The sequence below is a fragment of the Variovorax paradoxus genome (assembly GCF_022009635.1).
In the GTDB taxonomy this organism is placed as follows: domain Bacteria; phylum Pseudomonadota; class Gammaproteobacteria; order Burkholderiales; family Burkholderiaceae_C; genus Variovorax.
This window is the reverse complement of sequence record NZ_CP091716.1, coordinates 2,225,806-2,251,376: the sequence shown is the minus strand read 5'-3', so window position 1 is coordinate 2,251,376 and position 25,571 is coordinate 2,225,806. Positions and strand designations below refer to the sequence as shown.

At 66.6% G+C, this 25,571-nt stretch carries 24 protein-coding genes; 13 read left to right on the top strand and 11 right to left on the bottom strand.

Annotated features, from left to right (window positions below; genetic code table 11):
- The 9 genes from leuD (at window position 1) to accD (ending at window position 10,663) form a co-directional block, all read left to right on the top strand.
- On the top strand, window positions 1-657 hold the full coding sequence (gene leuD / locus L3V85_RS10485; protein ID WP_237679239.1) for a 3-isopropylmalate dehydratase small subunit: 657 nt from the start codon (window positions 1-3) through the stop codon (window positions 655-657).
- 36 nt (window positions 658-693) lie between these two features.
- The gene (gene leuB, locus L3V85_RS10480) at window positions 694-1,782 is read left to right on the top strand and encodes a 3-isopropylmalate dehydrogenase (RefSeq protein ID WP_237679238.1); all 1,089 of its coding nucleotides are present in this window, start codon (window positions 694-696) and stop codon (window positions 1,780-1,782) included.
- Between the two features lie 89 nt (window positions 1,783-1,871).
- Window positions 1,872-3,041, top strand: coding sequence for an aspartate-semialdehyde dehydrogenase (gene asd / locus L3V85_RS10475; RefSeq protein ID WP_237679237.1), 1,170 nt, complete (start codon window positions 1,872-1,874; stop codon window positions 3,039-3,041).
- Between the two features lie 267 nt (window positions 3,042-3,308).
- Window positions 3,309-6,038, top strand: a complete 2,730-nt coding sequence (locus L3V85_RS10470; protein ID WP_414080205.1) for a FimV/HubP family polar landmark protein — start codon at window positions 3,309-3,311, stop codon at window positions 6,036-6,038.
- Between the two features lie 30 nt (window positions 6,039-6,068).
- Complete coding sequence (gene truA, locus L3V85_RS10465) at window positions 6,069-6,881, top strand: tRNA pseudouridine(38-40) synthase TruA (RefSeq protein WP_237679235.1); 813 nt, start codon at window positions 6,069-6,071, stop codon at window positions 6,879-6,881.
- The gene (locus L3V85_RS10460) at window positions 6,878-7,585 is read left to right on the top strand and encodes a phosphoribosylanthranilate isomerase (protein ID WP_237679234.1); all 708 of its coding nucleotides are present in this window, start codon (window positions 6,878-6,880) and stop codon (window positions 7,583-7,585) included. The genes truA and L3V85_RS10460 overlap by 4 nt, the downstream gene beginning before the upstream one ends.
- Window positions 7,586-7,633: 48 nt before the next feature.
- Entirely contained in the window at window positions 7,634-8,920 is a 1,287-nt protein-coding gene (gene trpB / locus L3V85_RS10455) for a tryptophan synthase subunit beta (RefSeq protein ID WP_237679233.1), read from the top strand.
- Window positions 8,920-9,765, top strand: a complete 846-nt coding sequence (trpA, locus tag L3V85_RS10450; protein ID WP_237679232.1) for a tryptophan synthase subunit alpha — start codon at window positions 8,920-8,922, stop codon at window positions 9,763-9,765. The genes trpB and trpA overlap by 1 nt, the downstream gene beginning before the upstream one ends.
- 25 nt (window positions 9,766-9,790) lie before the next feature.
- A complete protein-coding gene (gene accD / locus L3V85_RS10445; protein ID WP_108137867.1) occupies window positions 9,791-10,663 on the top strand; it encodes an acetyl-CoA carboxylase, carboxyltransferase subunit beta in 873 nt (290 codons plus the stop codon).
- A gap of 69 nt (window positions 10,664-10,732) precedes the next feature.
- Here accD and L3V85_RS10440 read toward each other — a convergent pair whose 3' ends face one another.
- Window positions 10,733-11,293 (bottom strand): YggT family protein, encoded by a 561-nt coding sequence (locus tag L3V85_RS10440; protein ID WP_237680539.1) that lies wholly within the window; start codon window positions 11,291-11,293, stop codon window positions 10,733-10,735.
- A 49-nt stretch (window positions 11,294-11,342) separates the two neighbouring features.
- Between L3V85_RS10440 and L3V85_RS10435 the strand changes: the two genes are divergently transcribed.
- The 4 genes from L3V85_RS10435 to L3V85_RS10420 all read left to right on the top strand — a co-directional run bounded on the left by L3V85_RS10435 (window position 11,343) and on the right by L3V85_RS10420 (window position 15,478).
- Complete coding sequence (locus L3V85_RS10435) at window positions 11,343-11,987, top strand: LON peptidase substrate-binding domain-containing protein (protein ID WP_237679231.1); 645 nt, start codon at window positions 11,343-11,345, stop codon at window positions 11,985-11,987.
- Window positions 11,988-12,138: 151 nt separating this feature from the next.
- Window positions 12,139-13,686 (top strand): lysine--tRNA ligase, encoded by a 1,548-nt coding sequence (gene lysS / locus L3V85_RS10430; protein ID WP_237679230.1) that lies wholly within the window; start codon window positions 12,139-12,141, stop codon window positions 13,684-13,686.
- Window positions 13,687-13,688: 2 nt separating this feature from the next.
- Entirely contained in the window at window positions 13,689-14,963 is a 1,275-nt protein-coding gene (locus L3V85_RS10425) for an Hsp70 family protein (RefSeq protein ID WP_237679229.1), read from the top strand.
- Entirely contained in the window at window positions 14,963-15,478 is a 516-nt protein-coding gene (locus tag L3V85_RS10420) for a YgjP-like metallopeptidase domain-containing protein (RefSeq protein ID WP_237679228.1), read from the top strand. The genes L3V85_RS10425 and L3V85_RS10420 overlap by 1 nt, the downstream gene beginning before the upstream one ends.
- A gap of 17 nt (window positions 15,479-15,495) precedes the next feature.
- Here L3V85_RS10420 and nagZ read toward each other — a convergent pair whose 3' ends face one another.
- From nagZ to L3V85_RS10370, 10 genes are all read right to left on the bottom strand, one after another.
- Window positions 15,496-16,578 carry a beta-N-acetylhexosaminidase gene (gene nagZ / locus L3V85_RS10415; protein WP_237679227.1) on the bottom strand — a complete coding sequence of 361 codons (1,083 nt, stop codon included), beginning with the start codon at window positions 16,576-16,578 and terminating at the stop codon, window positions 15,496-15,498.
- Complete coding sequence (acpS, locus tag L3V85_RS10410; RefSeq protein ID WP_081271189.1) at window positions 16,575-16,967, bottom strand: holo-ACP synthase; 393 nt, start codon at window positions 16,965-16,967, stop codon at window positions 16,575-16,577. Before acpS ends, nagZ begins: the two co-directional genes overlap by 4 nt.
- 13 nt (window positions 16,968-16,980) lie before the next feature.
- Window positions 16,981-17,742: a pyridoxine 5'-phosphate synthase gene (locus L3V85_RS10405; RefSeq protein ID WP_237679226.1), complete on the bottom strand. Its 762-nt coding sequence runs from the start codon at window positions 17,740-17,742 to the stop codon at window positions 16,981-16,983.
- Window positions 17,739-18,509, bottom strand: a complete 771-nt coding sequence (gene recO, locus L3V85_RS10400) for a DNA repair protein RecO (protein WP_237679225.1) — start codon at window positions 18,507-18,509, stop codon at window positions 17,739-17,741. Before recO ends, L3V85_RS10405 begins: the two co-directional genes overlap by 4 nt.
- A gap of 136 nt (window positions 18,510-18,645) precedes the next feature.
- On the bottom strand, window positions 18,646-19,611 hold the full coding sequence (gene era / locus L3V85_RS10395) for a GTPase Era (RefSeq protein ID WP_237679224.1): 966 nt from the start codon (window positions 19,609-19,611) through the stop codon (window positions 18,646-18,648).
- 7 nt (window positions 19,612-19,618) lie between these two features.
- A complete protein-coding gene (rnc, locus tag L3V85_RS10390) occupies window positions 19,619-20,305 on the bottom strand; it encodes a ribonuclease III (protein WP_237679223.1) in 687 nt (228 codons plus the stop codon).
- Between the two features lie 17 nt (window positions 20,306-20,322).
- On the bottom strand, window positions 20,323-20,691 hold the full coding sequence (locus L3V85_RS10385; protein ID WP_237679222.1) for a DUF4845 domain-containing protein: 369 nt from the start codon (window positions 20,689-20,691) through the stop codon (window positions 20,323-20,325).
- Window positions 20,692-20,725: 34 nt separating this feature from the next.
- A complete protein-coding gene (lepB, locus tag L3V85_RS10380; RefSeq protein WP_237679221.1) occupies window positions 20,726-21,691 on the bottom strand; it encodes a signal peptidase I in 966 nt (321 codons plus the stop codon).
- 7 nt (window positions 21,692-21,698) lie between these two features.
- The gene (lepA, locus tag L3V85_RS10375) at window positions 21,699-23,510 is read right to left on the bottom strand and encodes a translation elongation factor 4 (RefSeq protein ID WP_081271196.1); all 1,812 of its coding nucleotides are present in this window, start codon (window positions 23,508-23,510) and stop codon (window positions 21,699-21,701) included.
- Window positions 23,511-24,032: 522 nt separating this feature from the next.
- The gene (locus tag L3V85_RS10370; RefSeq protein WP_237679220.1) at window positions 24,033-25,514 is read right to left on the bottom strand and encodes a DegQ family serine endoprotease; all 1,482 of its coding nucleotides are present in this window, start codon (window positions 25,512-25,514) and stop codon (window positions 24,033-24,035) included.
- Between the last annotated feature and the right edge of the window lie 57 nt (window positions 25,515-25,571).

Below are 25,571 nucleotides of genomic sequence, written 5' to 3'. Positions count from 1 at the left end.
ATGCAGAAATTCACCGTGCACAAGGGCCTCGTGGCACCGATGGACCGCGAGAACGTCGACACCGACGCGATCATTCCGAAGCAGTTCCTCAAGTCGATCAAGAAGACCGGCTTCGGCGTGAACCTGTTCGACGAGTGGCGCTACCTCGACGCCGGCTTTCCCGGCCAGGACCCGAAGAGCCGCAAGCCCAACCCCGACTTCGTGCTGAACCAGCCGCGCTACGCAGGCGCCTCGGTGCTGCTGGCGCGCAAGAACTTCGGCTGCGGCTCGTCGCGCGAGCATGCGCCATGGGCGCTCGACCAGTACGGCTTCCGCGCGATCATCGCGCCGAGCTACGCCGACATCTTCTTCAACAACAGCTTCAAGAACGGCCTGCTGCCGATCGTGCTGTCCGAAGCGCAAGTGGCCCAGCTGTTCGACGAGACCTTCGCTTTCCCCGGCTACTCGCTGACCATCGACCTGGAACGCCAGGTGGTGGTGAAGCCCGACGGCCAGGAGTTCGCGTTCGACGTGCAGGCCTTCCGCAAGTACTGCCTGATCAACGGGCTGGACGACATCGGCCTCACGCTGCGCCACCAGGACAAGATCAAGGCCTTCGAGGCCGAGCGCCTGGCGCAGAAGCCCTGGCTCGCGCATACGATGCTGGCCAACGCCTGAATGCGTTCCGTTCTTTCTCTTCAACACACGACAAAAATGAAAATCGCAGTTCTTCCGGGTGACGGCATCGGCACCGAAATCGTGGCCGAAGCGGTCAAGGTGCTCAACGTGCTCGACCTGAAGTTCGAGATGGAATCGGCGCTGGTCGGCGGCGCGGCCTACGAGGCGCACGGCCACCCGCTGCCCGAGTCGACGCTCAAGCTGGCCAAGGAATCCGACGCGGTGCTGTTCGGCGCCGTCGGCGACTGGAAGTACGACAAGCTCGACCGGCCGCTGCGCCCCGAGCAGGCCATCCTGGGGCTGCGCAAGAACCTGGGCCTGTTTGCGAACTTCCGCCCGGCCATCTGCTACGAGCAGCTGGTGGACGCATCGAGCCTGAAGCCCGAGCTGATCGCCGGCCTCGACATCCTCATCATCCGCGAGCTGACCGGCGACATCTATTTCGGCCAGCCGCGTGGCCGTCGCATCGCGACGGACGGGCACTTCCCCGGCGCCGAAGAGGCTTTCGACACGATGCGCTATTCGCGCCCCGAGATCGAGCGCATCGCCCGCGTCGCCTTCGAGGCCGCCCGCAAGCGCAGCAAGCGCGTGACCAGCGTGGACAAGAACAACGTGCTGGAAACCTCGCAGCTGTGGAAAGACGTGATGCTCGACATCGCGAAGGAATATCCGGATGTCGAACTCGACCACATGCTGGTCGACAACGCGGCCATGCAGCTCGTGAAGGCGCCCAAGAAGTTCGACGTGGTGGTCACTGGCAACATGTTCGGCGACATCCTCTCGGACGAGGCCGCGATGCTCACCGGCTCCATCGGCATGCTGCCCTCGGCCTCGCTCAATTCGAGCAACCAGGGCCTGTACGAGCCCAGCCACGGCAGCGCGCCCGACATTGCCGGCAAAGGGGTTGCCAATCCTTTGGCTACAATACTGTCCGCTGCCATGATGCTCCGCTTCTCACTCAACCAAGCCGAGGCTGCCGACCGTATCGAGTCGGCGGTCAAGGACGTGCTGGCCTCCGGGCTGCGCACGGGTGACATCTGGTCAGAAGGTACGAAGCGCGTCGGCACCCGCGAAATGGGCGACGCGGTCGTTGCAGCAATCACCAAAAAGACGATTACCGGCTAACCGCAGCCCGCTTCGTCACGCCCCTCCCCGGCTCGACGAGTCGGGGGCAAAAAAAGACAACTTTTCTTTTTTCATAAGGGCAAACTGAAATGGCGAACGCATCTCAACCTCTGGTCGGCCTCGTTGGCTGGCGCGGCATGGTCGGCTCGGTCCTGATGGACCGCATGCAGGCCGAAGGCGACTTCGGTCTCATCGAGCCGATCTTCTTCTCGACCTCCAACGCCGGCGGCAAGGCCCCGGCCATGGCCAAGAACGAGACCGCGCTGAAGGATGCGAACGACATCGAAGCACTGAAGAAGTGCGACATCGTCATCACCTGCCAGGGCGGCGACTACACCAGCGAGGTGTTCCCCAAGCTGCGCGCCGCCGGCTGGAACGGCCACTGGATCGACGCCGCGTCCACCCTGCGCATGAAGGACGACGCCATCATCGTGCTCGACCCGGTGAACCTGCCGGTCATCGAGAACGCACTGGCCAAGGGCGGCAAGAACTGGATCGGCGGCAACTGCACCGTGAGCTGCATGCTCATGGGCGTAGGCGCCCTCTACAAGGCCGGCCTGGTCGAGTGGATGACCAGCATGACCTACCAGGCCGCCTCGGGCGGCGGCGCGCAGCACATGCGCGAACTGCTGACCCAGTTCGGCACGCTGAACGCCGAAGTGCGCGCGCTGCTGGACGACCCGAAGTCGGCCATCCTCGAAATCGACCGCAAGGTGCTGCACAAGCAGCAGAACCTGAGCGCCGCCGAAACCGCCAACTTCGGCGCGCCGCTGGGCGGCTCGCTGATCCCCTGGATCGACAAGGACCTGGGCCTGGGCAAGAGCCAGGACGACGCCGAGTGGGGCATGTCCAAGGAAGAATGGAAGGGCGGCGCCGAGACCAACAAGATCCTCGGCCAGGGCGCGGGCTTCGGTACCGCCGCCACGCCGGTCGACGGTTTCTGCGTGCGCATCGGCGCCATGCGCTGCCACAGCCAGGCCCTGACCTTCAAGCTCAAGAAGAACGTCCCGCTGGCCGACATCGAAGCGATGATCGCCGCCGACAACTCCTGGGCGAAGGTCGTGCCGAACACGCGCGAAGCGACCGTCAAGGACCTCACGCCGGTGGCGGTGACGGGCACCATGAACATCCCGGTCGGCCGCATCCGCAAGCTGGCGATGGGCCCTGAATACGTCGGCGCCTTCACCATCGGCGACCAACTGCTCTGGGGCGCCGCGGAACCGCTGCGCCGCATGCTGCGCATCCTGCTCGAAGCCTGATGCGGGTTGCTCAGGCCCTTTTGAAACACAAATTGTTGCCGAAAGGCGACATAAGATGTGATCGTAAGTATGCGCGCACTGGGTAGAACAGGCGCATTGCCTTGTCAGTGTCGGGTGATGATGCTAACGTCCTCTTACAAATTCTGGGCCTGAGCCGCCCCTATCAGCATGACAAGACATCTGTTGCCTGCGGCCAGTCCATCGGCCGCTCGCCCGCCTCTGCCATCGAACGGTTGGCGCCTTTCCATCCTGGGCGCGGCGGCGGCCGTGGCACTTGGCCTCGCCAGCACCGACGCCAGCGCCTTCGCGCTGGGCCAGTTGAAGGTTCAGTCTGCGCTTGGCGAGCCGTTGCGCGCCGAGATCGACGTGACCGAGATCGCCGCCAACGAGGCGGACGGCCTGAAGATCAACATCGCCACGGCCGAGGCCTTCAAGAACGCGGGCGTGCCGTACAACCCGGCGCTGCGCGACGTACGGGCGACCTTGCAGCGCCGCGCGGGCGGCCAGTACGTGGTGCGCCTGAGCGGCAACCGCCCGCTCAACGACCCGTTCATCGACCTGCTGCTGGAAGCCAACGGCTCGTCGGGCCGGATCGTGCGCGACTACACCGTGCTGCTCGATCCGCCGGCCACGCGCCAGGCCGCTGCAGCGATCCCGCCGGCAGCCCCGATTGCCCCGCAGATCACGACGCCCGTCGAGCGGCCGGCCGCCAGCGCACGCCGCGAGCGTGCACCCGTGGCCGCAGCGCCTTCGGCTCCAGTCGCCGCGGCGCCCGCACCGGCAGCTGCTGCCCCGGCCCCTGCCGTCGCCAGCGCACCCGTCCGTACCGGCGGCGGCAGCGGTAGCGGCGAACAGGTCACGGTGCAGCGCGGTGACACCGCCAGCAAGATCGCCGGCGCCCACAAGCCGGCCGACGTTTCGCTCGACCAGATGCTGGTGGCCCTGCTGGCCGCCAACCCCAATGCCTTCATCGGAGGCAACGTCAACCGCATGCGCGCAGGCGCCGTGCTCGACCTGCCGACCGCCGCCGAAGCGGCAGCCACGCCAGCGGCCGAGGCGCGCCGCACGGTCACGGCCCAGAGCCGCGACTTCGGCTCCTACCGCCAACGCCTGGCCGAGAACGCGCCGACCTCGAACGTCGCCAGCGCCAGCCGTAATGCCTCGGGCAAGCTGCAGGCCAACGTCGAAGACCGCAACGCGGCGGCCAGCGCCCCCGACAAGCTCACCATCTCGCAAGGCAGCGCCTCCACCCGCGCCGCCGACGAAAAGGTTGCACAGGCCCGTCAGGCGCAGGACAGCAGCAACCGCGTCGCCGAGCTGTCGAAGAACATCGAGGACCTGAACAAGCTCAAGGCAGGTACTGGCGCAGGCGCGCCGGCCGCCGCGCCCGCCACGCCGGGCATCCCTGTTCCGGCACCATCCACCGCTGCCACGACGGCACCTGCGGCAGCGAGCCCCGCACCGGCACCCGCTGCGGCGCCAGCGCCAGCTCCAGCCGCTCCGGCGGCCGCCGCACCAGCCGCTGCTGCAACGCCCGCCGCTGCACCTGCAGCTGCAGCCCCCGCCGCCCCCACGCCAGAAGCAACCGCAGCCGCACCTGTTGCAGCCGCCGCACCCGCGGCAGCGGCGACGACGCCCGCGGCCGATGCCGCAGCCACGCCTCCTGCCGCCCCCGCGGCCGACGCTGCGGCCCCCGCAGCGCCGAAGCCGGCCCCGAAGAAAGTGGTGGCACCGCCCCCGCCCCCACCGGAGCCCACCTTCCTCGAAGAACTGCTGGACAACCCGCTGATGCTGGCCGGTGCCGCGCTGATCGCGCTGCTGGTCGGTTTCCTGCTGTACCGCGTGCTGGGTCGCCGCCGCGAGGAAATGAGCGAAAGCGTCTTCCTCGAGAGCCGCATTCCCAAGGACTCGTTCTTCGGCGCCAGCGGCGGCGAATCGGTCGACACCAAGAACCGCGGCGATTCCACCGTGTCGTCGCTGTCGTACTCGCCGAGCCAGCTCGACGCGGGCGATGTCGACCCCGTGGCCGAAGCCGACGTCTACCTGGCCTACGGCCGCGACCTGCAGGCCGAGGAAATCCTGCGCGAAGCGCTGCGCCTGAACCCCGACCGCACCGCGATCCACCTCAAGCTGCTCGAAATCCACGCCAAGCGCCGCGACGTGCGAGCCTATGAAAGCCTCGCCACCGAAGTGCACAAGCTGACCGGCGGCCTGGGCTCCGAGTGGACGCGCGTGGTCGACATGGGCAAGGACCTCGATCCGGGCAACCCGCTGTACGAATCCGGCACCAGCCGCAGCGGTGGCGGTGCCAGCGCCGCTGAAACAGCCGCCTTCGCGGGCGCCCTGGCCGCGGCCGCCAAGCCGGTGGCAGCGCCTCCTGCTTCGCCACCCGTGGCTGTCGCTCCGCCCGCCTTCGTTCCGTCGGTGGCACCGCTGGACTTCGACCTCGACCTGACCACGCCGCCGGCCCCTGCGCCCGCTCCGGCACCGGCTCCGAGCCATGCACCGGTCGGCGCCAGCCTGCCGAAGTCGGCCTACGCCCCCGCGCCGACGACCGCTCGCCCCGCCGCACCGCTGTCGAACGGCCACGCCGCGACGCCTGTCGATCTCGAAAACGACTTCGACACCGCGCCCGGCGCCCTGACCGCACTGACGCCCGACACCCGCCCCTCTTCGCTGAGCGACGCCGAACACAACACCCGCCCCGCCATGCTGCGCAACACGCTGCCGGCCGATTCGGGCTTCATCGAGTTCGACATGAGCGCGCTGGCCGGCCTGCCCGCTCGCGCCGCCGAAGCGCCCGTGGCACGCCCCTCGGTCGCCACGCACGACGACGAAGGCGATGACAGCCCCCACGCTGTCAAGCTCTCGCTTGCCCGCGAGCTGCAAGCCATCGGCGACGTCGAAGGCGCCCGCTCGCTGGTCGAGGAAGTCGAAGCCGAAAGCGCTGGCGACCTCAAGTCGCAAGCCCGTCAACTGCTCGCGGAACTGCGCTGAGCGGTTGTCGTTGTTCCTGTTCCTGAATTCGTGAGGCTGGCGCTAGGCATCCGCTACAACGGCCAGGCGTACGAGGGCTGGCAAAGCCAGCGCTCGGGCCGCACGGTGCAGGACAAGCTCGAGGCCGCCCTCTCGAAGTTCGCGGCACAACCCATCGGCACGCTGTGCGCGGGCCGCACCGACGCCGGCGTGCACGCGCTGATGCAGGTGGTGCACTTCGACACCACCGTCGAGCGCGAACCCTTCTCCTGGATGCGCGGCCCCAACCGCTTCCTGCCCGACGACATCGCGGTGCAGTGGGCGCAGCCGGTGCCCGACGAATTCCACTGCCGCGCCAGCGCCCTGGCGCGCCGCTACCTCTACGTGCTGTCGCAGTCGCCGGTGCGGCCCAGCCTGGATACGGGCCGGGTCGGGTGGTCGATGCATGCGCTCGACGGCGACGCGATGCGCGCGGCCGCCGCGCTGCTGGTCGGCCGGCACGATTTCAGCTCGTTCCGTGCCTCGGCCTGCCAGGCCCGCTCGCCGGTCAAGGACCTGCGGCGCATCGAGATCACCCGCGTCGGCGAAGGCGAGCGCTGCCGCTGGCACTTCGAGTTCGAGGCCGACGCCTTCCTGCACCACATGATCCGCAACCTGATGGGCTGCCTCGTGCGCATCGGCCGGGGCGACGAGCCCGTCGAATGGATCTCGCAGGTGCTGGAGGCGCGCAGCCGCAAGGTCGCGGCGCCCACCTTCTCCGCCGACGGCCTTTATTTCCTGGGTCCGTTGTACGACGCGAAGTGGGGTCTGCCGGCCGATGCCACGCTGCAGGCCGGCGGGGCTCCTTATGATGGCCCGCCATGACTTCCCCGCGCGCAGCAGCCAACCGTACCCGCATCAAGATCTGCGGCCTGACCCGTGAGGCCGACGTGGACGCGGCGGTCGACGCCGGTGCCGACGCCATCGGCTTCGTGCTCTACCCCAAGAGCCCCCGCGCGGTAACGCCGGAACGCGCCGCCGAGCTGGCCTCGCGCCTGCCCCCCTTCATCACGCCGGTGCTGCTGTTCGTCAACGAAGACGCGGCCACGGTCATGGCGTCGCTCGCCCGCGTTCGGGGCGCCATCGCCCAGTTCCACGGCGAGGAAACGCCCGAACAGTGCGAGGAATCGACCGGCCCGGAGCGCTTTCGTTACATGCGCGCGGCCCGGATTCCCCTGGGGGCTGCCGGAGCCGCCTTCGACCTCGTAAAATACGCGTCCGATTACTCCCACGCCCAGGCCATCCTGCTCGACGCCCATGTCGAAGGTTATGGCGGTGGCGGCAAGGCATTCGATTGGTCACTTCTTCCACCCGCCGTCGACGCTCACCTCGTCTTGAGTGGTGGGCTCACACCTGCAAACGTGAGCGATGGCATTCGCATCCTGCGGACACGCTGCAAGACGCTGTCCGTTGATGTGAGCTCGGGCGTCGAAATCGACGGTCCCGGGAACAAGGGCCTCAAGGACGCCGGAAAGATCCGGCAGTTCGTCGCAGCCGTCAGGGCCGCCGACGCGTCCTTCTCAAGTTAGCCGCCGCAGCCGATCGTTTGTCGGGCTGCGGCCCACCGATCGAGAACCATGCAAAGCCAATTCCAGGATTACCAGCAACCCGATGCCACCGGCCATTTCGGCAACTACGGCGGCACCTTCGCGAGCGAAACGCTCACCCACGCGATCAACGAGCTGCGCGACGCATACGCGAAGTTCAAGGACGATCCGGCCTTCCTCGCCGAATTCCACTACGAGCTGAAGCACTTCGTCGGCCGCCCCTCTCCGATTTATCACGCGGCGCGCACCAGCCGCGAGATGGGCGGCGCGCAGATCTACCTGAAGCGTGAAGACCTGAACCACACCGGCGCGCACAAGATCAACAACGTGATCGGCCAGGCGATGCTCGCACGACGCATGGGCAAGCCCCGCGTCATCGCCGAGACCGGCGCCGGCCAGCACGGCGTGGCCACCGCCACCATCTGCGCACGCTACGGCCTCGAATGCGTGGTCTACATGGGCAGCCAGGACGTGAAGCGCCAGAGCCCCAACGTCTACCGCATGAACCTGCTCGGCGCGACCGTGGTGCCCGTCGAATCCGGCAGCAAGACGCTGAAGGACGCGCTCAACGAGGCGATGCGCGACTGGGTCACGAACGTGGAAAACACCTTCTACATCATCGGCACCGTCGCCGGCCCGCACCCCTACCCGACCATGGTGCGCGACTTCCAGAGCGTGATCGGCACCGAGTGCATCGAGCAGATGCCGGCCATGCTCGCGGCCGACGGCATCACCGGCGAGGCAGAAGGCAAGCAGCCCGATGTGGTCATCGCCTGCGTGGGCGGCGGCAGCAACGCCATGGGCATCTTCCACCCCTACATTCCGTTCACGGGCACGCGCCTGATCGGCGTGGAAGCGGCGGGCGAAGGGCTCGACAGCGGCAAGCACTCGGCCTCCATCCTGCGCGGCAGCCCCGGCGTGCTGCACGGCAACCGCACCTACCTGCTGCAGAACGAAGACGGCCAAATCACCGAGACCCACAGCATCAGCGCGGGCCTCGACTACCCCGGCGTGGGCCCCGAGCACGCCTACCTGGCGGACATCGGCCGCGCAGAGTACGTCGGCATCACCGACACCGAGGCGCTCGAAGCCTTTCACTATCTGTGTCGAACGGAGGGCATCATCCCCGCCCTCGAATCCAGCCATGCATTGGCCCATGCGATGAAGCTCGCGAAGACCATGCGCCCCGACCAATCCATCCTGGTGAACCTCTCGGGCCGCGGCGACAAGGACATCGGCACCGTGGCCGACCTGTCGGGCGTCGATTTCTACGACCGCCCCTCGATGCGCGGTCTGAGCGTGAAGGGAGGCAAGTGATGAGCCGCATTGCAGCAACCTTCGACGCGCTGAAGAAAGACGGCCGCCGCGCCCTCGTTCCGTACGTCACCGCGGGCTTTCCCTTCGCCGACATCACGCCCGAGCTGATGCACGGCATGGTCGAGGCCGGCGCCGACGTGATCGAACTCGGCGTGCCCTTCTCCGACCCGATGGCCGACGGCCCCGTGATCCAGAAGGCCGGCGAGGCCGCGCTGGCGCTGGGCATCGGCATGAAGCAGGTGCTGGCCATCGTCGCCGCTTTCCGCCAGAAGAACGCGACCACGCCCGTGGTGCTGATGGGCTATGCGAACCCGGTCGAGCGCTACGACCTCGTGCACGGCAAGCAGGCCTTCATCCGCGACGCGGCCGCCGCCGGCGTGGACGGCCTGCTGGTCGTCGACTACCCGCCCGAAGAGTGCGAAGCCTTTGCCGCCGACCTCAAGGCCGCCGGCATCGACCTGATCTTCCTGCTTGCACCCACCAGCACCGACGAGCGCATGGCGCAGGTCGCGCGCATCGCCAGCGGGTACGTCTACTACGTGTCGCTCAAGGGCGTGACGGGTGCCGGCCATCTCGACGCCGAAGCGGTCGGCCAGATGATTCCGCGCATCCGCCAGCACGTGGGCATTCCGGTCGGCGTGGGCTTCGGCATCCGCGATGCACGCACCGCGCAGGCCGTGGGATCGGCCGCCGACGCGGTCATCATCGGCACCAAGATCATTCAACTCATCGAAGACCAGCCCCGCGACAAGGTCGTGCCGGCCGTGCGTGAATTCCTCGCGGGCATCCGCGAGGCGCTCGACGCGCTGCCCGCCGCGACGGCCAAGAACGCGGCTGGTCGATAATCACCGCCAACACAAGGAGCCCCTTATGAGCTGGCTTGAAAAACTGCTACCCGCCAAGATCGCGCAAACCGACCCGTCCGAGCGCCGCCAGGTGCCCGAGGGCCTGTGGATCAAATGCCCCGCCTGCGAGACCGTTCTGTACAAGACCGACCTCGAGCACAACCAGAATGTCTGCCCCAGCTGCAGCCACCACCACCGCATCGGCGCCCGCGCGCGCCTGGACGCGTTCCTCGATGCCGAGGGCCGCTACGAAGTCGGCCAGGAAGTGCTGCCGGTCGACGCCCTGAAGTTCAAGGACAGCCGCAAGTACCCCGAGCGCCTGAAGGAAGCCCTGGAGAACACCGGCGAGACCGACGCGCTGGTCGTGCTCGGCGGCTCGGTCCACAGCATCAGCGTGGTCGTGGCCTGCTTCGAGTTCGAATTCATGGGCGGCTCCATGGGCAGCGTGGTCGGCGAGCGCTTCGTGCGCGGCGTCGAGACCGCCATCGAGCAGAAGGTGCCCTTCATCTGCTTCACCGCCACCGGCGGCGCGCGCATGCAGGAAGGCCTGCTCTCGCTGATGCAGATGGCCAAGACCAACGCCGCGCTCACGCGCCTGGCGAAGAAGGGCCTGCCCTACATCAGCGTGCTGACCGACCCGACCATGGGCGGCGTGTCCGCCGGTTTCGCTTTCGTGGGCGACGTAGTCATTGCCGAGCCCAAGGCGCTGATCGGCTTTGCCGGCCCGCGCGTGATCGAATCGACCGTGCGCGTGACGCTGCCTGAAGGCTTCCAGCGCGCCGAGTTCCTGCAGACCAAGGGCGCGATCGACTTCATCAGCGACCGCCGCGAACTGCGCAAGACCATTGCCAGCACGCTGGCCATGCTGCTGCGCCAGCCGGCCGACGCGGTCAGCTGAAAAAATCAAGCGTCCAAAAGAAAAGGGCCCGGGTGCAATGCACCCGGGCCCTTTTTTCGTCGGGTTTGCTCAGAACGTCAGTTGATAGGCTAGCACCAACAGGTTGCTCAGCACGATGGCGATCACCTGCAGCACCACGATGGCGGCCAGCGGCGACAGGTCGATGCCGCCGATCAGCGGAATGAAGCGCCGGAACGGCCGCACCAGCGGCTCGGCCAGGCGGGAGATCAGGTCGAGCAGCATCGGCGACGCGCCCGGAATCCACGACAGCACGGCATAGACCACCAGCAGCGCCGTCAGCCCCGAGACCGCCAGCTGCATCAGCCCCACCAGGGACACCAGCGGCAAGGTCGCGAGCCGCCCGAGGTTGCCGATCAGCAACCAGAGCAGCAGGAACTTCACCAGCACCAGCAGCCACGCAGCGATCAGGCTCGCCAGGTCCCAGCGCTTCACGGAAGGCACGATGCGCCGCAGCGGCAGCACGATCCAGTCGGTGATGGCGAAGATGAAGCGCCCGAGCGGATTGCCGAAAGGCACGCGGTGGTACTGCATGTACAGGCGCAGCAGGCAGGCGCCGCCGAGCAGGCCGACGATCACGTCGAGAAGGAACGAGGGAATCTGATAGAGCATGGGACGCAGCCGTGAGCGGAATGCGATGATAGCCACGCAAGGTCCTTCGATGACGACACAACCCCTTTTGCATTCACTGCCATTGTTCCCGCTCGGCACGGTTCTTTTTCCGGGCGGCCTGCTGCCGCTGCGCATCTTCGAGGTGCGCTATCTCGACATGATCGGCAAGTGCCGCAAGGCCGACGCACCCTTCGGCGTGGTGAGCCTCACCAGCGGCAGCGAAGTGCGCAAGGCCGGCGCCGACACCGAGAGCTTTGCCGGCATCGGCACGCTGGCCATGATCCGCGAGTTCGAGTCGCCGCAAAGCGGCCTGCTGCAGATCGAATGCATCGGCACGCAGCGCTTTCGCGTACGCCATACCGAACTGCAGAAGCACGGGCTGTGGGTGGCCGAGGTCGAGGCGGTGAACGACGATGTCGCGCTCGAGATCCCCGACGACCTCAAGCACACCTCTACCGCGCTGCGGCGCCTGCTCGACACCCTCGAGGAACGGCGCCGTGCGCAAGGCGAATCGGTGCGGCTGCCCATCAGCGCACCCTACCGGCTCGACGACTGCGGCTGGGTCGCCAACCGCTGGTGCGAGCTGGTGCCGATGCAGCTGGAGCTGCGGCAGCGGCTGATGGAGTTGGACAGTCCGCTGATGCGGCTGGAGCTGGTGAGCGACCTGCTGGCGCGCACGGGCATCGCCGAATAGGCGCCGCTGAACAGACACCGCATCTGGCAGCTATATTTTTTGTAGCGCTTTATGCAGGATTGACGGGCACTCGGGCGCGGTCTCCGTTCAAACCCGATGGGCTAAAATGCCAGCCCCGCGCACGCTCCCGGTTGCGCGCCATCCGCCCCCCATGTCCGATCAAAAGACCCCTACGCCTCCCACGCCCGCCGTCGACGAAAACCAGCTCATCGCCGAACGCCGCGAAAAACTCAAGCTGCTGCGCACCGCGCAGGTCGAGGGCAAAGGCGTTGCGTTCCCTAACGACTTCAAGCCTGGCCACCGCGCCGCGGCACTCGTCGAGGCACATGGCGCCACCGAAGCCGAAGCCCTCGAGGCACAAGCCGTTGCCGTGAGCGTGGCGGGCCGGATGATGCTCAAGCGCGTCATGGGCAAGGCCAGCTTCGCGACGCTGCAGGACGCCACCAGCCGCATCCAGCTCTACGTCACGCGCGACGCGGTGGGCGAAGAGGCGTATGCCGAATTCAAGCGCTGGGACTTGGGCGACATCGTCGGCGCCGAAGGCACGCTGATGAAGACCAAGACCGGCGAGCTGTCGATCAAGGTCACGCAACTGCGCCTGCTTACCAAGAGCCTGCGCCCGCTGCCCGACAAGTTCCACGGCATGGCCGACCAGGAGCAGAAGTACCGCCAACGCTACGTCGACCTGATCACAGACGAATCGGCACGCGTGCGCTTCACCGCGCGCAGCAAGGCCGTGAGCGCGCTGCGCGAGTTCATGGTGGCCAACGACTTCCTCGAAGTCGAAACGCCCATGCTCCACCCCATTCCCGGCGGCGCCAACGCCAAGCCGTTCAAGACGCATCACAACGCGCTCGACCAGGAAATGTTCCTGCGCATCGCGCCCGAGCTCTACCTCAAGCGCCTGATCGTCGGCGGCTTCGAGCGCGTGTTCGAAATCAACCGGAGCTACCGCAACGAGGGCATCTCGGTGCGGCACAACCCCGAGTTCACGATGATGGAGTTCTACGCGGCCTACTGGAACTACCGCGACCTGATGGACTTCACCGAGACGCTGATCCGCACCATCGCCGACAAGGCGGTGGGCACGCAGCAGCTCACCTATGGCGGCAAGCCGGTCGACCTGACCCAGCCCTTCGAGCGCCTGACGATCCGCGAAGCGATCCTGAAGTACACCGATGCCGAAGGCGTGGCGCAGGGCGTGGACGACACCGCCTGGCTCATCGCCGCCCTGCGCAAGATCGGCCTGAGCGAAGAAAAGGACAAGCTCTCGCAGCGCAGCCTGGCCAGCCTGCAGGTGATGTACTTCGAGGAAACCGTCGAAGAGAAGCTCTGGCAGCCGACCTTCATCATGGAGCACCCGACCGAGATCTCGCCGCTGGCGCGCGCCAACGACGAGCGCCCCGAAGTCACCGAGCGCTTCGAGCTGTACATCACCGGCCGCGAATTCGGCAACGGCTTCAGCGAGCTGAACGATGCCGAGGACCAGGCAGCGCGCTTCAACGCGCAGGTCGCGGCCAAGGATGGCGGCGACGACGAAGCCATGTACTACGACCACGACTTCGTGCGCGCGCTCGAATACGGCATGCCGCCCACCGGCGGCTGCGGCATCGGCATCGACCGGCTGATGATGCTGCTGACCGATTCGCCGAGCATCCGCGACGTGATCCTGTTCCCCGCCCTGCGCAGGGAATCTTGAGCGTGTCGTCACCGTCGTCGCTGCCGACGATCGGCATCGACTTCGGCACCTCCAACTCCGCCGTGGCCTGCCGGGTCGACGGCGCCGCCCGCCTGCTGCCCATCGAAGGCGCCGCCACCACGCTCCCGACCGCGATCTTCTTCAACTCGGAAGACCGCACGACGCACTTCGGCCGCGACGCCATCGCGCAATACCTCTCGGGCACCGAAGGCCGCCTGATGCGCTCGCTCAAGAGCCTGCTCGGCAGTGCGCTGATGCAGGAGAAGACCGCCATCTACGACGGCCTCGTGAGCTTCGAGGACATCATCGCGCGCTTCCTGCGCGAGCTGGCCGTGCGTGCCGGCCGTGAGCTGGGCCAGTTGCCCGAGCGCGTCGTGATCGGCCGGCCCGTGCACTTCGTGGACGACGATCCGAAGCGCGACGAGCGCGCCGAGGAAAGCCTGCGTGTCGCGGCGCGCGCCGCGGGCTTCCGCGAGATCGCCTTCCAGCTCGAGCCGATCGCCGCGGCCTTCGACTACGAGCAGCGCATTGCCAAGGAATCGATCGTGCTCATCGTCGACATCGGCGGCGGCACCTCCGACTTCACCGTGGTGCGCGTCGGCCCCGACCGCGCGGCGCGCGAGGACCGCAGCGACGACGTGCTGGCCACCAGCGGCGTGCACATCGGCGGCACCGACTTCGACCAGCGCCTGAACCTCGAGCGCGTGATGCCGCACTTCGGCTTTCGCCACCACGGCCCGCAGGGGCGCGAGGTGCCGAGCAAGGTGTTCTTCGAGCTGTCGTCCTGGCACCTGATCAACTGGCTCTATGCCGCCAAGGCGGTGCGCCAGGCAAAGGAACTGCGCACCAGCTACAGCGACACGCGGCTGCACGACCGGCTCATGAACGTGCTGGAAGAGCGGCACGGCCACCGCATCGCGAGCGCGGTGGAAGCGGCCAAGATCGACGCCTCGGTGACCGACGCCGAGACGGCCATCGACCTCGATTGCGCCGAGCGCGGCCTGGTGGCGTCGCTGTCGCCCGCCGACATGGCGCAGCAGTTGGCCGGCCCGCTCGAGAACGTGATCGCCTGCGCCCACGCCTGCGTCAAGCGCGCCGGCCTTCGCAGCGGCGACCTCGACGCGATCTACCTGACCGGCGGTTCGTCGGCCCTGCGCCCGTTCCAGCACGCACTGCGCAAGAGCTTCGCGGGCGTGAACCTGGTCGAGGGCGACCTGTTCGGCGGCGTCGCCACCGGCCTGGCCTGCGTGGCGCGAACCGCACGCGCGGCGCGCTGATGAAGTACCTGGCGGGCTATCCGGCACCCTTGCTGGACCAAGTCCGCCAGTTGATGGCCGACGACAGGCTCGGCGGGCTGCTGCTCAAGCGCTACCCCGAAGGCTCGCACGACATCCAGACCGACCGCGCGCTCTACACCTACGTGAACGAGCTCAAGAGCGACTTCATGCGCAAGGCCGAGCCGCTGTCCAAAGTAATGTTCGACAGCAAGCTGCACGTAATCCGCAATGCGCTGGGCACGCACACCACGGTCTCGCGCGTGCAGGGCGGCAAGCTGAAGGCCAAGCGCGAGATCCGCGTGGCCAGCCTGTTCAAGGACGTACCGCTGCCCTGGCTGCGCATGATCGTCGTGCATGAACTCGCGCACATGAAGGAGCGCGAGCACGACAAGGCCTTCTATGCGCTGTGCATGCACATGGAGCCGGAGTATCAGCAGCTCGAATTCGACCTGCGGCTGTACCTGACCCATCTGGAAACGGGCGGGGAACGGCTCTGGCGCCCCCCGGCCGCCTGAGGCAAAGAGCGCTCAGCTCAGACGGCCGCCAGCAAGCGCAGCGCGTCGCGGTAAGTGCGCGACGCGGAAAGCGTGTCCCAGTCGGGCGCGGCCTCTTGCGGCAGCAGCGCGAGCCTGCGCACCTCGCTTGCCGCATCGGGCTGCCATTGCCCGTTGCGCGAAGCCGCGTCCAAGCCTTCGAGGAACTGGTCGAGCAACTGCCCGTCGCCGATGCTCTGGTTGCACAGCAGGGCCAGGTCGCAGCCCGCCGCCAGCGCCGCCAATGCGGCATCCGTGTAGCTCAGCAGTTCGCCGTCGATGTAGCGCCCTGCTTCCATGCTCAGGTCGTCGCTGAAGACAGCGCCGTCGAAGGCGAAGCGCTGGCGCAGCACCGCCTTGAGCCATTTCGACGAGAACCCCGCCGGCCGCTTGTCGACCTTCGGATAGATCACGTGCGCCGGCATCACGGCCGTGAGCGTGCCGGCCAGCCAGTCGTAAGGCCGGGCGTCGTCGTTCAGGATGTCCTTGAGGCTGCGCTTGTCGACCGGGATCTCGACATGCGAATCGGCGGTGACGAAACCGTGCCCCGGAAAATGCTTGCCGCAGTTGCGCATGCCCTTTTGCAACATGCCGTGCATGACGCTCTTGGCCAGCAGCGCCACCACGCGCGGGTCGCGGTGGAAACTGCGGTCGCCGATGACGCCGCTGCCGCCGTGGTCCAGGTCGAGCACCGGCGCGAAGCTGAAGTCGACGCCGCAGGCACGCAGCTCGGCCGCGAGCACCTGGCCGGCCGCCGTCGCGGCCTGCGTGGCGCGCATGGCGTCGCGCATCCACAGCTCGCCCAAGGCGCGCATCGACGGCAGGCGCGTGAAGCCGTCGGTGCGAAAGCGCTGCACCCGGCCGCCTTCGTGGTCGACGCAGATCAGCAGGTCCGGGCGGATCGCCTTGATCTCGGCGTTGAGCGCGGTCATCTGCGCCCGGTCCCGCCAGTTGCGGGCGAAATGGATCACGCCGCCGACCAGCGGGTTGGCCAGGCGCCGGCGGTCGGCCGCGTTGAGTTCGGTCGCGGCCACGTCGATGATCAGCGGCGCATGCGGGCGAGCAGCAAGCTCGGGGGTCATACCTTCTCCACCACCACGAAGCTCGCGGCGTATTCGTTTTCGTCGGTCACGGTCACATGGGCCGTGAGGCCTTGGGCCTCGAACCAGTCCTTCAGGCCGCCGTGCAGCACGATGACGGGCTTGCCGCTGGGCAGGTTGGCGATCTCGCACAGGCGCCAGCTCATCGGCATGCGCATGCCCATGCCGATCGCCTTGCTGAAGGCCTCCTTGGCGGAAAAGCGGGTCGCGAGGTAGCTGATGCCGCGCTTGGGCCAGCGCGCGCTGCGTGCCTTCCAGACCGCGAACTCGGCGTCGCTCAGCACCTTGCGGGCGAAGCGTTCGCCCTGGCGCTCGAAGGTCGCGGTGATGCGCCGCAGGTCGCAGATGTCGGTGCCGATGCCGTAGATCATTCGGCGCCGGCGCTCATTGCTGCGCCTCGCTGATGCAGCGCAGGTAGTCGCGGGTGGCGGCGGCGTAGCCGAGTTCAAGGGCGTCGGCCACGAAGGCATGGCCGATCGACACCTCCAGCACGTTGGGCACCGCGCGCAGAAAGGCCGTCAGGTTGTCGCGGCTCAGGTCGTGGCCGGCGTTGATGCCCAGGCCGGCGGCATGGGCCGCGCGGGCGGTGTCCGCATAGCGCTGGAGCACGGCCTGCTCGTCGGGCGTGCCGCGCGAGGCGGCATAGCCTTCGGTGTAGAGCTCGACGCGGTCGGCGCCCACAGCCTTGACGGCGGCCATCATCTCGGGAATCGGGTCCATGAACAGGCTGACGCGCACGCCCAGCGCCTTGGCCTCGGCGATCAGCGGGCGCAGGCGCTCGGCGTCGTCGGGGAAGGTCCAGCCGTGGTCGCTGGTCGACTGGGTTTCGCTGTCGGGCACGAAGGTGGCCTGGTGCGGCTTCAGCGCGCGCACGAAGTCCATCAGGTTCTGAAACGGGTTGCCTTCGATGTTGAACTCGATGGCCGGCCAGTCCTTGGCGAGCAGTTCGGACAGGTCGCTCACGTCGTGCGCGCGGATGTGGCGGGCGTCGGGCCGGGGGTGCACGGTGATGCCCTGCGCGCCGGCGGCCAGGCAGGCCTGCGCGGCCTTGACCACGCTCGGAATGCCCAGGTGGCGCGTGTTGCGGACCAGGGCCACCTTGTTGAGGTTGACGGACAGCGAGGTGACGTTGCCTGAGGTGCTCATAGTGCTTGCAGATCTCTCATCATTTGCCGCGTACGCAGCGTGGACACGCCGCAATGGTAGTTGAGCAAGGCGCGCAGCTGGTTCCGCAGGGCGCTGTTGCTGCCGGCATTCATGGTGGCCACTTCGCGCAGCGTGGCGGTGAAGGGGGCCCGGTCGTCGAGCACCGACTGCAGCGCCTGCCAGTCGGCGCCCGTCAGCGCGGCCTCCTTGCCGGTGGCCTGGCGCAGGCCGGCTTCGGGCACGAGGCTGTAGCGGACATCGGCCGCCAGCGGCTCCAGCGTCAGGGTCTGGACCTCGAGCGACGGCAGCAGCCCGACTCCGCGCAGCAGCAGCAGTTCGAAGGCCCGCAGCGCGGCGGCATGGGTGGCCGCCTGGGCGCCGGCATGCTCGCCCGCCAGCACCTGCACCACGCCGGCATAGGCGTCGAACAGCGCTTCGTGGGCGTCGTCGCGGGCCAGCAGGCGCAGCAGCAGTTCGTTGACGTAGTAGCCCGACAGCAGCGCCTCGCCGGTCGGCATGACGTGGCCGCCCATCCACTCGGCGCCCTTGAGCGTGCGGATCTCGGCGTCGCCGCCGTAGTTGAGCTGCAGCGGCTGCAGCGGCAGCAGCACCGGCCGGAAATTGGAACTCGGCCGCTTCGCCCCCTTGGCCACCAGCGCGATGCGCCCGTGGTGCCGGGTGAAGACCTCGAGGATCAGGCTCGACTCGCTCCAGTCGTAGCGGTGGAGCACATAAGCCGGTTCGTGCGAAACGCGGTGGGTGGCCATGTCAGTGCGCTATGGAGCAACGAGGCTTGAGGCCGGCAAACGCCGCGGAACCGGCTTGGCCGGGCCACTGGCGCTGCCCCCTGCAAGGGGGTTGGCGGCTACGCGAAGCGAGCGAGCCTGGGGGTTTGCCTGTTTGTTATTCGTAGCCGAAGGAGCGCACGCGCGCCTCGTCGTCGGCCCAACCGGAGCGCACCTTGACCCACAGTTCGAGGAACACCTTGGCATCGGCCAGCTTCTCGAGCTCGACACGGGTTTCCATGCCGATGCGCTTGATGCGCTCGCCCTTGTCGCCGATCACCATGGCCTTGTGGCCGTCGCGCTCGACCACGATGGTGGCCGCAATGCGCAGCAGCCGCTTCTGGCCCTTCTTCTGGGGCGGCTCTTCCTCGAACTTGTCGATGATGACGGTCGAGGTGTAGGGCAGCTCGTCGCCGGTGAGGCGGAACAGTTTTTCGCGCACCAGTTCGCCCGCGAGGAATTTCTCGCTGCGGTCGGTGAGCTCGTCCTCGTCGTAGAACCAGGGCTGCTCGGGCAGGTACTTCTTGCAGATGTCGAACAGGCGCTCGACGTCCTTGGCGTTCTTGGCCGACATCGGCACGAACTCGGCGAAGCTGTGCTTCTCCTGCATGGTCTGCAGCCAGGGCGCGATGTCGCCGCGGCGGTGCACGTTGTCCAGCTTGTTGGCCAGCAGCACCGTCGGGATGCCCTTGCCGAGCAGCTTGAGCACGCGCTCGTCGGCCGGCGTGAAGCTGCCCGCCTCGACCACGAAAAGAATCAGGTCCACGTCGCCGACCGCGCCCTGCACGGTCTTGTTGAGCGACTTGTTCAGCGCGTTGGCATGCAGGGTCTGGAAGCCCGGCGTGTCGACGAACACGAACTGCGTGGCGCCCAGGGTGCGCATGCCGGTGATGCGGTGGCGCGTGGTCTGGGCCTTGCGCGAGGTGATGCTGATCTTCTGGCCGACCAGCGCATTGAGCAGCGTCGACTTGCCCACGTTGGGCTTGCCGACGATGGCGATGAGGCCGCAGTGCTGCGGCCCGGTTGCAGGCGCATCGCCTGCGGGGTCTTCGGGTCCCGCTACGGGATTGATAGCATCGTTCATTGTGATTTCACGCGGCGCCGCGTGCCTTGAGCCGGATCAACATGGCGGCCGCGGCAGCCTGCTCGCCGGCGCGGCGCGAGCCGCCGATGCCGCGTTCGCGAAGACCCAACTCGGGCACTTCGCACTCGACATCGAAAGTCTGCTTGTGCGCCGCGCCCAGTGTGGCGGCCACGCGGTACACCGGCAGCTTCATTTTGTGACCCTGCAGCCATTCCTGCAATTCGGTCTTGGGATCTTTCGCCGCCGCTTCCATGCGCGGGTTGATCTCGACCGCCTCGTAGAGCCGGTGCACCAGCGCCTGGGCAGCCGCGAAACCGGCATCGAGGTAGACCGCGCCGATCAGCGCCTCGAGCGCATCGGCCAGGATCGACGGACGGTTGGGGCCGCCGGAACGGGCCTCGCCTTCGCCGAGCTTGAGCAGCGGCGACAGCGCCAGCCCCACCGCCAGGCGGTGCAGGGTGTCCTGCTTGACGAGGTTGGCGCGCACGCGCGACAGGTCGCCCTCGGGCAGCGCCGAAAGACGGATATAGAGAAGGTGGGAAACCGCGAGATTCAGCACCGAGTCGCCGAGAAACTCGAGGCGCTCGTTGTGGTCGGCCGAGAAACTGCGGTGCGTGAGCGCGAGCTGGAGCAGCCGCTGATCGGAGAAGGTGTGCTGGAGACGCGCCTGCAGCGCGACGAGGCTGCCGTCCACCTTTTTAAGCGCCGCGTTCAGCGGGTCTCGCCTTTGTACTTGAGCGTCAGGTAGGCCGGGCCGAACAGGGGGATCTCGCGCTCGTAGGCATACGAGACGACCACCTTGTCGCCGACCTTCTTGATGTCCAGGTCCTTGCCGCTGACCGACTTGAAGTCGTCGATGGCCTGCGCGCGGTCGAAGATGGCGCGCACTTCAGGCACGGTCGTGCCTTCCTTGGCCTTGTTGGCGGCCTTGTCGATCGCCTGCCACTCGATCAGCGTCGGAATGACCTGCGCGATGACCACGCCCACGCAGGCAAGCACCACCGCGACGAACACCAGGCCGATGAACGAAATGCCGCGCTGCCGCGACGCCCTGCTACCGACAGACCGATGTGTTCTCATGCCCTCTTACCCCTCGAACGATGCCGATGACGGCTTATTGAAACGGACCGATGCGTCCCAGGTCGCCGAAATTCATCCAGACGAAGAACGCCCGGCCGACGATGTTCTGGTCGGGGACGAAGCCCCAGAAACGCGAATCCGCCGAATTATCGCGGTTGTCGCCCATCATGAAATACTGGCCGGCGGGCACCTTGCAGACCACGCCTTCGACCGAGTAGCGGCAGTTTTCGCGGCCCGGGAAGTCGCTGGCACCCGGCACGAAATTGGGCGCGGCGTCGTCGTTCAGGATCTTGTGCTGCTTGCCGCCGAGGTCCTCGGTGAACTGCTTGAGCAGGCGCATCGACTCGCCGTCGAGGTAGTCGGCGTCCGGTGCCTTGGACACCGGCTGGCCGTTGATCATGAGCTTCTTGTTCAGGTAGGACACCTCGTCGCCGGGCACGCCGACCACGCGCTTGATGTAGTCCATGCTGGGCTTGGGCGGGTAGCGGAACACCACCACGTCGCCGCGCGCCAGCGGCGTGCCGTCGGTGATCTTGGTGTTGATCACCGGCAGGCGCAGGCCGTAGGTGAACTTGTTGACCAGGATCAGGTCGCCGGTCAGCAGCGTGGGCATCATCGAGCCCGAAGGAATCTTGAAGGGCTCGTACAGGAACGAGCGCAGCAGGAACACCACCAGGATCACCGGAAACAGGCCGGCGGTCCAGTCGAGCCACCAGGGCTGCATCAGCAGGCGTTCGCTCGCCTTGGCGTCGGCGGTATCGACCTGCTTGATGCCCTGCCCTGCCAGCCGCTCGTTGCGCTCGGCCAGCGAGGCCTCGAGCCTGGCGGCCGCCTGCTCGCGCTTCGGCAGGAAATAGAAGCGTTCGGCCAGCCAGTAGAGGCCGGTGACCACCGTCGCCAGGAACAGCAGCAGTGCGAAGTTGCCTTCGATCGCGCCGAAATACCAGGCACCGACGTAGCCGGCGAAGATCGCGAGTACCAGGGAGGTGATGAATGCCATTTTTTGATCAGTCTTCGACTTGCAGAATCGCGAGGAAGGCCTCTTGCGGGACCTCGACGGATCCGATCTGCTTCATTCTTTTCTTGCCGGCCTTCTGCTTCTCGAGCAGCTTCTTCTTGCGGGAAATGTCGCCGCCGTAGCACTTGGCCAGCACGTTCTTGCGAAGGGCCTTGATTGTCTCACGCGCAATGATGGTGACCCCGATGGCGGCCTGGATCGCCACGTCGTACATCTGGCGCGAAATGATCTCGCGCATCTTCGAGACCACCGCCCGGCCGCGGTACTGCGACTGGCTGCGGTGCACGATGATCGACAGCGCGTCGACCTTGTCTCCGTTCAGCAGGATGTCGACCTTGACCACGTCGGACGCGCGGTACTCCTTGAACTCGTAGTCCATGGAAGCGTAGCCGCGGCTCACCGACTTCAGCTTGTCGAAGAAGTCGAGCACGATTTCGCCGAGCGGCATCTCGTAGGTCAGCATGACCTGGCGGCCGTGATAGGCCATGTTCATCTGCACTCCGCGCTTCTGGTTGGCCAGCGTCATGACGGAGCCGACGTATTCCTGCGGCATGTACAGGTGCACGGTGACGATCGGTTCGCGGATTTCGGCCATGCGGCCGACGTCGGGCATCTTGGACGGGTTCTCGACCATGATCACCTCGCCGTCGTTCTTGACCACCTGGTAGACCACGCTCGGCGCGGTCGTGATCAGGTCCTGGTCGAACTCGCGCTCCAGCCGTTCCTGCACGATTTCCATGTGCAGCAGGCCCAGGAAGCCGCAGCGGAAGCCGAAGCCGAGCGCCTGGCTCACCTCGGGTTCGTAGCGCAGCGAGGAGTCGTTGAGCTTGAGTTTTTCGAGCGCATCGCGCAGCGAGTCGTACTCGCTGGCTTCGGTCGGGTACAGGCCCGCGAACACCTGCGGCTGGATTTCCTTGAAGCCGGGGAGCGCTTCGGTGGCCGTGGCTGCGGCACCGCCGGTGCCCGGCCTGATCAGCGTGACCGTGTCGCCGACCTTGGCGGCCTGCAGTTCCTTGATGCCCGCGATGATGTAGCCCACCTCGCCCGCTTCGAGCGAGGGCCGCGGCTCGTTGGCCGGCGTGAACACGCCGACGCTGTCGGCGTTGTACATCGCGCCCGACGCCATCATCTTGATGCGCTCGCCCTTCACGAGCCGGCCGTCGACCACGCGCACCAGCATGACGACGCCGACGTACGGGTCGAACCAGCTGTCGACGATCATCGCGCGCAGCGGACCGTCGGGGTTGCCGCGTGGCGCGGGCATGCGCGCGACGATGGCTTCGAGGATGTCGTCGATGCCGACGCCGGTCTTGGCGGAGCACGGAATCGCGTCGGTCGCGTCGATGCCGATCACGTCTTCGATTTCGGTGCGCGCGTTCTCGAGGTCCGCGTTGGGCAGGTCGATCTTGTTGAGCACCGGCACCACTTCGACGCCGAGGTCGAGCGCGGTGTAGCAGTTGGCCACCGTCTGCGCTTCGACGCCTTGCGATGCGTCGACCACGAGCAGCGCGCCTTCGCATGCGGACAGCGAGCGACTCACTTCATACGAGAAGTCGACGTGGCCCGGCGTGTCGATCAGATTGAGGTTGTAGACCTGTCCGTCGCGTGCCTTGTAGTGCAGCGCGGCGGTCTGTGCCTTGATGGTTATCCCACGCTCTTTCTCGATGTCCATCGAGTCGAGCACCTGCGCTTCCATCTCGCGTTCCGCGAGGCCGCCGCAGCGCTGGATCAAACGGTCTGCGAGTGTCGACTTGCCATGGTCGATGTGCGCAATGATCGAAAAATTTCTGATGTGATTCATCAACGGGAACGCTTAAGTACTTGAATTGGCTCGCGCGCAGAGGGCGACAGGCAAGAAAAAAGGGCGCGTCTTCTGGAGACGCGCCCTGAACCAACAAGCAATGGCAACTGCAGTAGTTGGAACTTCATTGTAGGCAAAAAGGGAAGCACGTACATCCGGGAACAGGCTCCAAAGGGGTCGTTGCAGGTCCACAACATCAAAGATATAAACAGGTTATCAACAGGATCGGTGGAGCAGTTACTGAACAACTTGTGGGCGATCTGTGGAGCACCGGTGGACTGCTGTCTGACATCTCGCATCGTGAAGGTCAGGGCACTCCTTATGCGCTGACCGGCCGTCGAGGGTGCTCTATTCTACCGAAATCCGTCCTTAGCCTTTTTATAAGTTAGTAGGTGCCAACAATTTTTGAGGCTTTCGAGGCCGCAGATTTTTTTGAGGCACGACCCCAGAACGTCGTAAACACCTCAAAAAAATGGCCCCAAACCCGACTGCCGGGTGGGGCCACTTGACGCCAGCGTCAGATCAGCGTGCGGGGCGGATCAGGGCGTATTGCGCCCAGTCACCGCGGCGGAACAGCACGCTGAGCGCCTTGCTCTTGTCGGCTTTGCCAATGGCGGACTCGAATTCGCGTGCGTTCGAGATGTCCGAATTGCCCACGGCCAGAATGATGTCGCCCTCGCGCAGGCCCGCACGCGCGGCGGCATCGCTGGCGGCATCGACCTTCACACCGCCCTTGAGCTTGAGCTCCTTCTTCTGGACATCGGTGAGGTCGCTCACGGCGAGCCCGAGCGATTTGGCGGCAGCGGATGCCGGCGGCTTGGCCGGCGTTTCGTCGCGATCGCTCGCGCGCTTGCTGGGCTTGTCGGGCTCGATCTCGGCAATGGTCACGTTGAGGTCGCGCAATGCGCCGCGGCGGAACACCGTGAGCGTGCTCTTCGTGCCGGGCTTGGTGTTGCCCACCAGGCGCGGCAGGTCGCTCGGCTTTTCGATGGCCTTGCCGTCGAACTTGGTGATGACGTCGCCCGGCTCCACGCCGGCCTTCTCGCCCGGCGACCCGGCCTCGACGCCGCGCACCAGCGCGCCTTGCGCCTTGCCAAGGCCGATGGCCTCGGCCACGTCCTTCGTTACCTGGTCGATCTGCACGCCGATCCGGCCGCGCGACACGCGACCCGAGGTACGCAACTGGTCGCTCACGCGAATCGCCTCGTCGATCGGAATCGAGAACGAGATGCCCATGAAGCCGCCCGAACGCGAGTAGATCTGGCTGTTGATGCCGACCACCTCGCCGCGCATGTTGATCAGCGGGCCGCCCGAGTTGCCGGGGTTGATGGCCACGTCGGTCTGGATGAACGGCAGGTATTCGCCGGTATCGCGCTGCTTTGCGCTCACGATGCCCGCGGTGACCGTGTTCTCGAGGCCAAAGGGAGAGCCGATGGCCATGACCCATTCGCCGACACGCAGCTTGGAAATATCACCCACCTTCACGGCGGGCAGGCCCGTGGCCTCGATCTTCACTACAGCGACGTCGGAGCGCTTGTCGGCGCCCACGATCTTGGCCTTGAACTCGCGCTTGTCGGGCAGCGTGACCAGCACTTCGGAGGCGTCTTCCACCACGTGCGCGTTGGTCATCACATAGCCGTCGGCCGTCAGGATGAAGCCTGACCCGACGCCGCGCGGACGCTCTTCTTCCTGCGGTTGCTGCGGCCGGTTCGGGCGCGGGCCGGAGCGCGGCGCACCCGGCAGCGGCTGACCGAAGAAGCGGCGGAAGAACTCCTGCATCTCCTCGTCCATCTCGCCGTTGCCTGCGCGCGGCGTGACCTTCTCGACGGTGCGGATGTTGACGACGGAGGGGCCGACCTGGTCGACCAGGTCGGTGAAATCGGGCAGCGTGCGCGTCTGCGCATGCACGGGCTCCACTGGCAGGAATGTGGCGCCCGCCGTGAGCGCAAGCGCGAAAGCCAGCACACCGGAACGAAGCTTGTGTCCCTCGACTTTGAAGATCATCGGTTTTCTTTCAAAAGAGCAGAGCGGCTAAAAAACAAGTGCTATGAGTCTGCCGCA

Coding starts and splice junctions, on each gene's coding strand:
- lepB (WP_237679221.1), bottom strand. CDS start 21,691: ATGGCATTCATCACCTCCCTGGTACTCGCGATCTTCGCCGGCTACGTC.
- L3V85_RS10460 (WP_237679234.1), top strand. CDS start 6,878: ATGACTTCCCCGCGCGCAGCAGCCAACCGTACCCGCATCAAGATCTGC.
- recO (WP_237679225.1), bottom strand. CDS start 18,509: ATGGCCACCCACCGCGTTTCGCACGAACCGGCTTATGTGCTCCACCGC.
- L3V85_RS10420 (WP_237679228.1), top strand. CDS start 14,963: ATGAAGTACCTGGCGGGCTATCCGGCACCCTTGCTGGACCAAGTCCGC.
- trpB (WP_237679233.1), top strand. CDS start 7,634: ATGCAAAGCCAATTCCAGGATTACCAGCAACCCGATGCCACCGGCCAT.
- accD (WP_108137867.1), top strand. CDS start 9,791: ATGAGCTGGCTTGAAAAACTGCTACCCGCCAAGATCGCGCAAACCGAC.
- acpS (WP_081271189.1), bottom strand. CDS start 16,967: ATGATCTACGGCATCGGCACCGACATCTGCGACCTGCGGCGCATCACC.
- lepA (WP_081271196.1), bottom strand. CDS start 23,510: ATGAATCACATCAGAAATTTTTCGATCATTGCGCACATCGACCATGGC.
- leuB (WP_237679238.1), top strand. CDS start 694: ATGAAAATCGCAGTTCTTCCGGGTGACGGCATCGGCACCGAAATCGTG.
- L3V85_RS10385 (WP_237679222.1), bottom strand. CDS start 20,691: ATGAGAACACATCGGTCTGTCGGTAGCAGGGCGTCGCGGCAGCGCGGC.
- era (WP_237679224.1), bottom strand. CDS start 19,611: ATGAACGATGCTATCAATCCCGTAGCGGGACCCGAAGACCCCGCAGGC.
- L3V85_RS10435 (WP_237679231.1), top strand. CDS start 11,343: ATGACGACACAACCCCTTTTGCATTCACTGCCATTGTTCCCGCTCGGC.
- lysS (WP_237679230.1), top strand. CDS start 12,139: ATGTCCGATCAAAAGACCCCTACGCCTCCCACGCCCGCCGTCGACGAA.
- L3V85_RS10370 (WP_237679220.1), bottom strand. CDS start 25,514: ATGATCTTCAAAGTCGAGGGACACAAGCTTCGTTCCGGTGTGCTGGCT.
- L3V85_RS10440 (WP_237680539.1), bottom strand. CDS start 11,293: ATGCTCTATCAGATTCCCTCGTTCCTTCTCGACGTGATCGTCGGCCTG.
- leuD (WP_237679239.1), top strand. CDS start 1: ATGCAGAAATTCACCGTGCACAAGGGCCTCGTGGCACCGATGGACCGC.
- nagZ (WP_237679227.1), bottom strand. CDS start 16,578: ATGACCCCCGAGCTTGCTGCTCGCCCGCATGCGCCGCTGATCATCGAC.
- asd (WP_237679237.1), top strand. CDS start 1,872: ATGGCGAACGCATCTCAACCTCTGGTCGGCCTCGTTGGCTGGCGCGGC.
- L3V85_RS10405 (WP_237679226.1), bottom strand. CDS start 17,742: ATGAGCACCTCAGGCAACGTCACCTCGCTGTCCGTCAACCTCAACAAG.
- trpA (WP_237679232.1), top strand. CDS start 8,920: ATGAGCCGCATTGCAGCAACCTTCGACGCGCTGAAGAAAGACGGCCGC.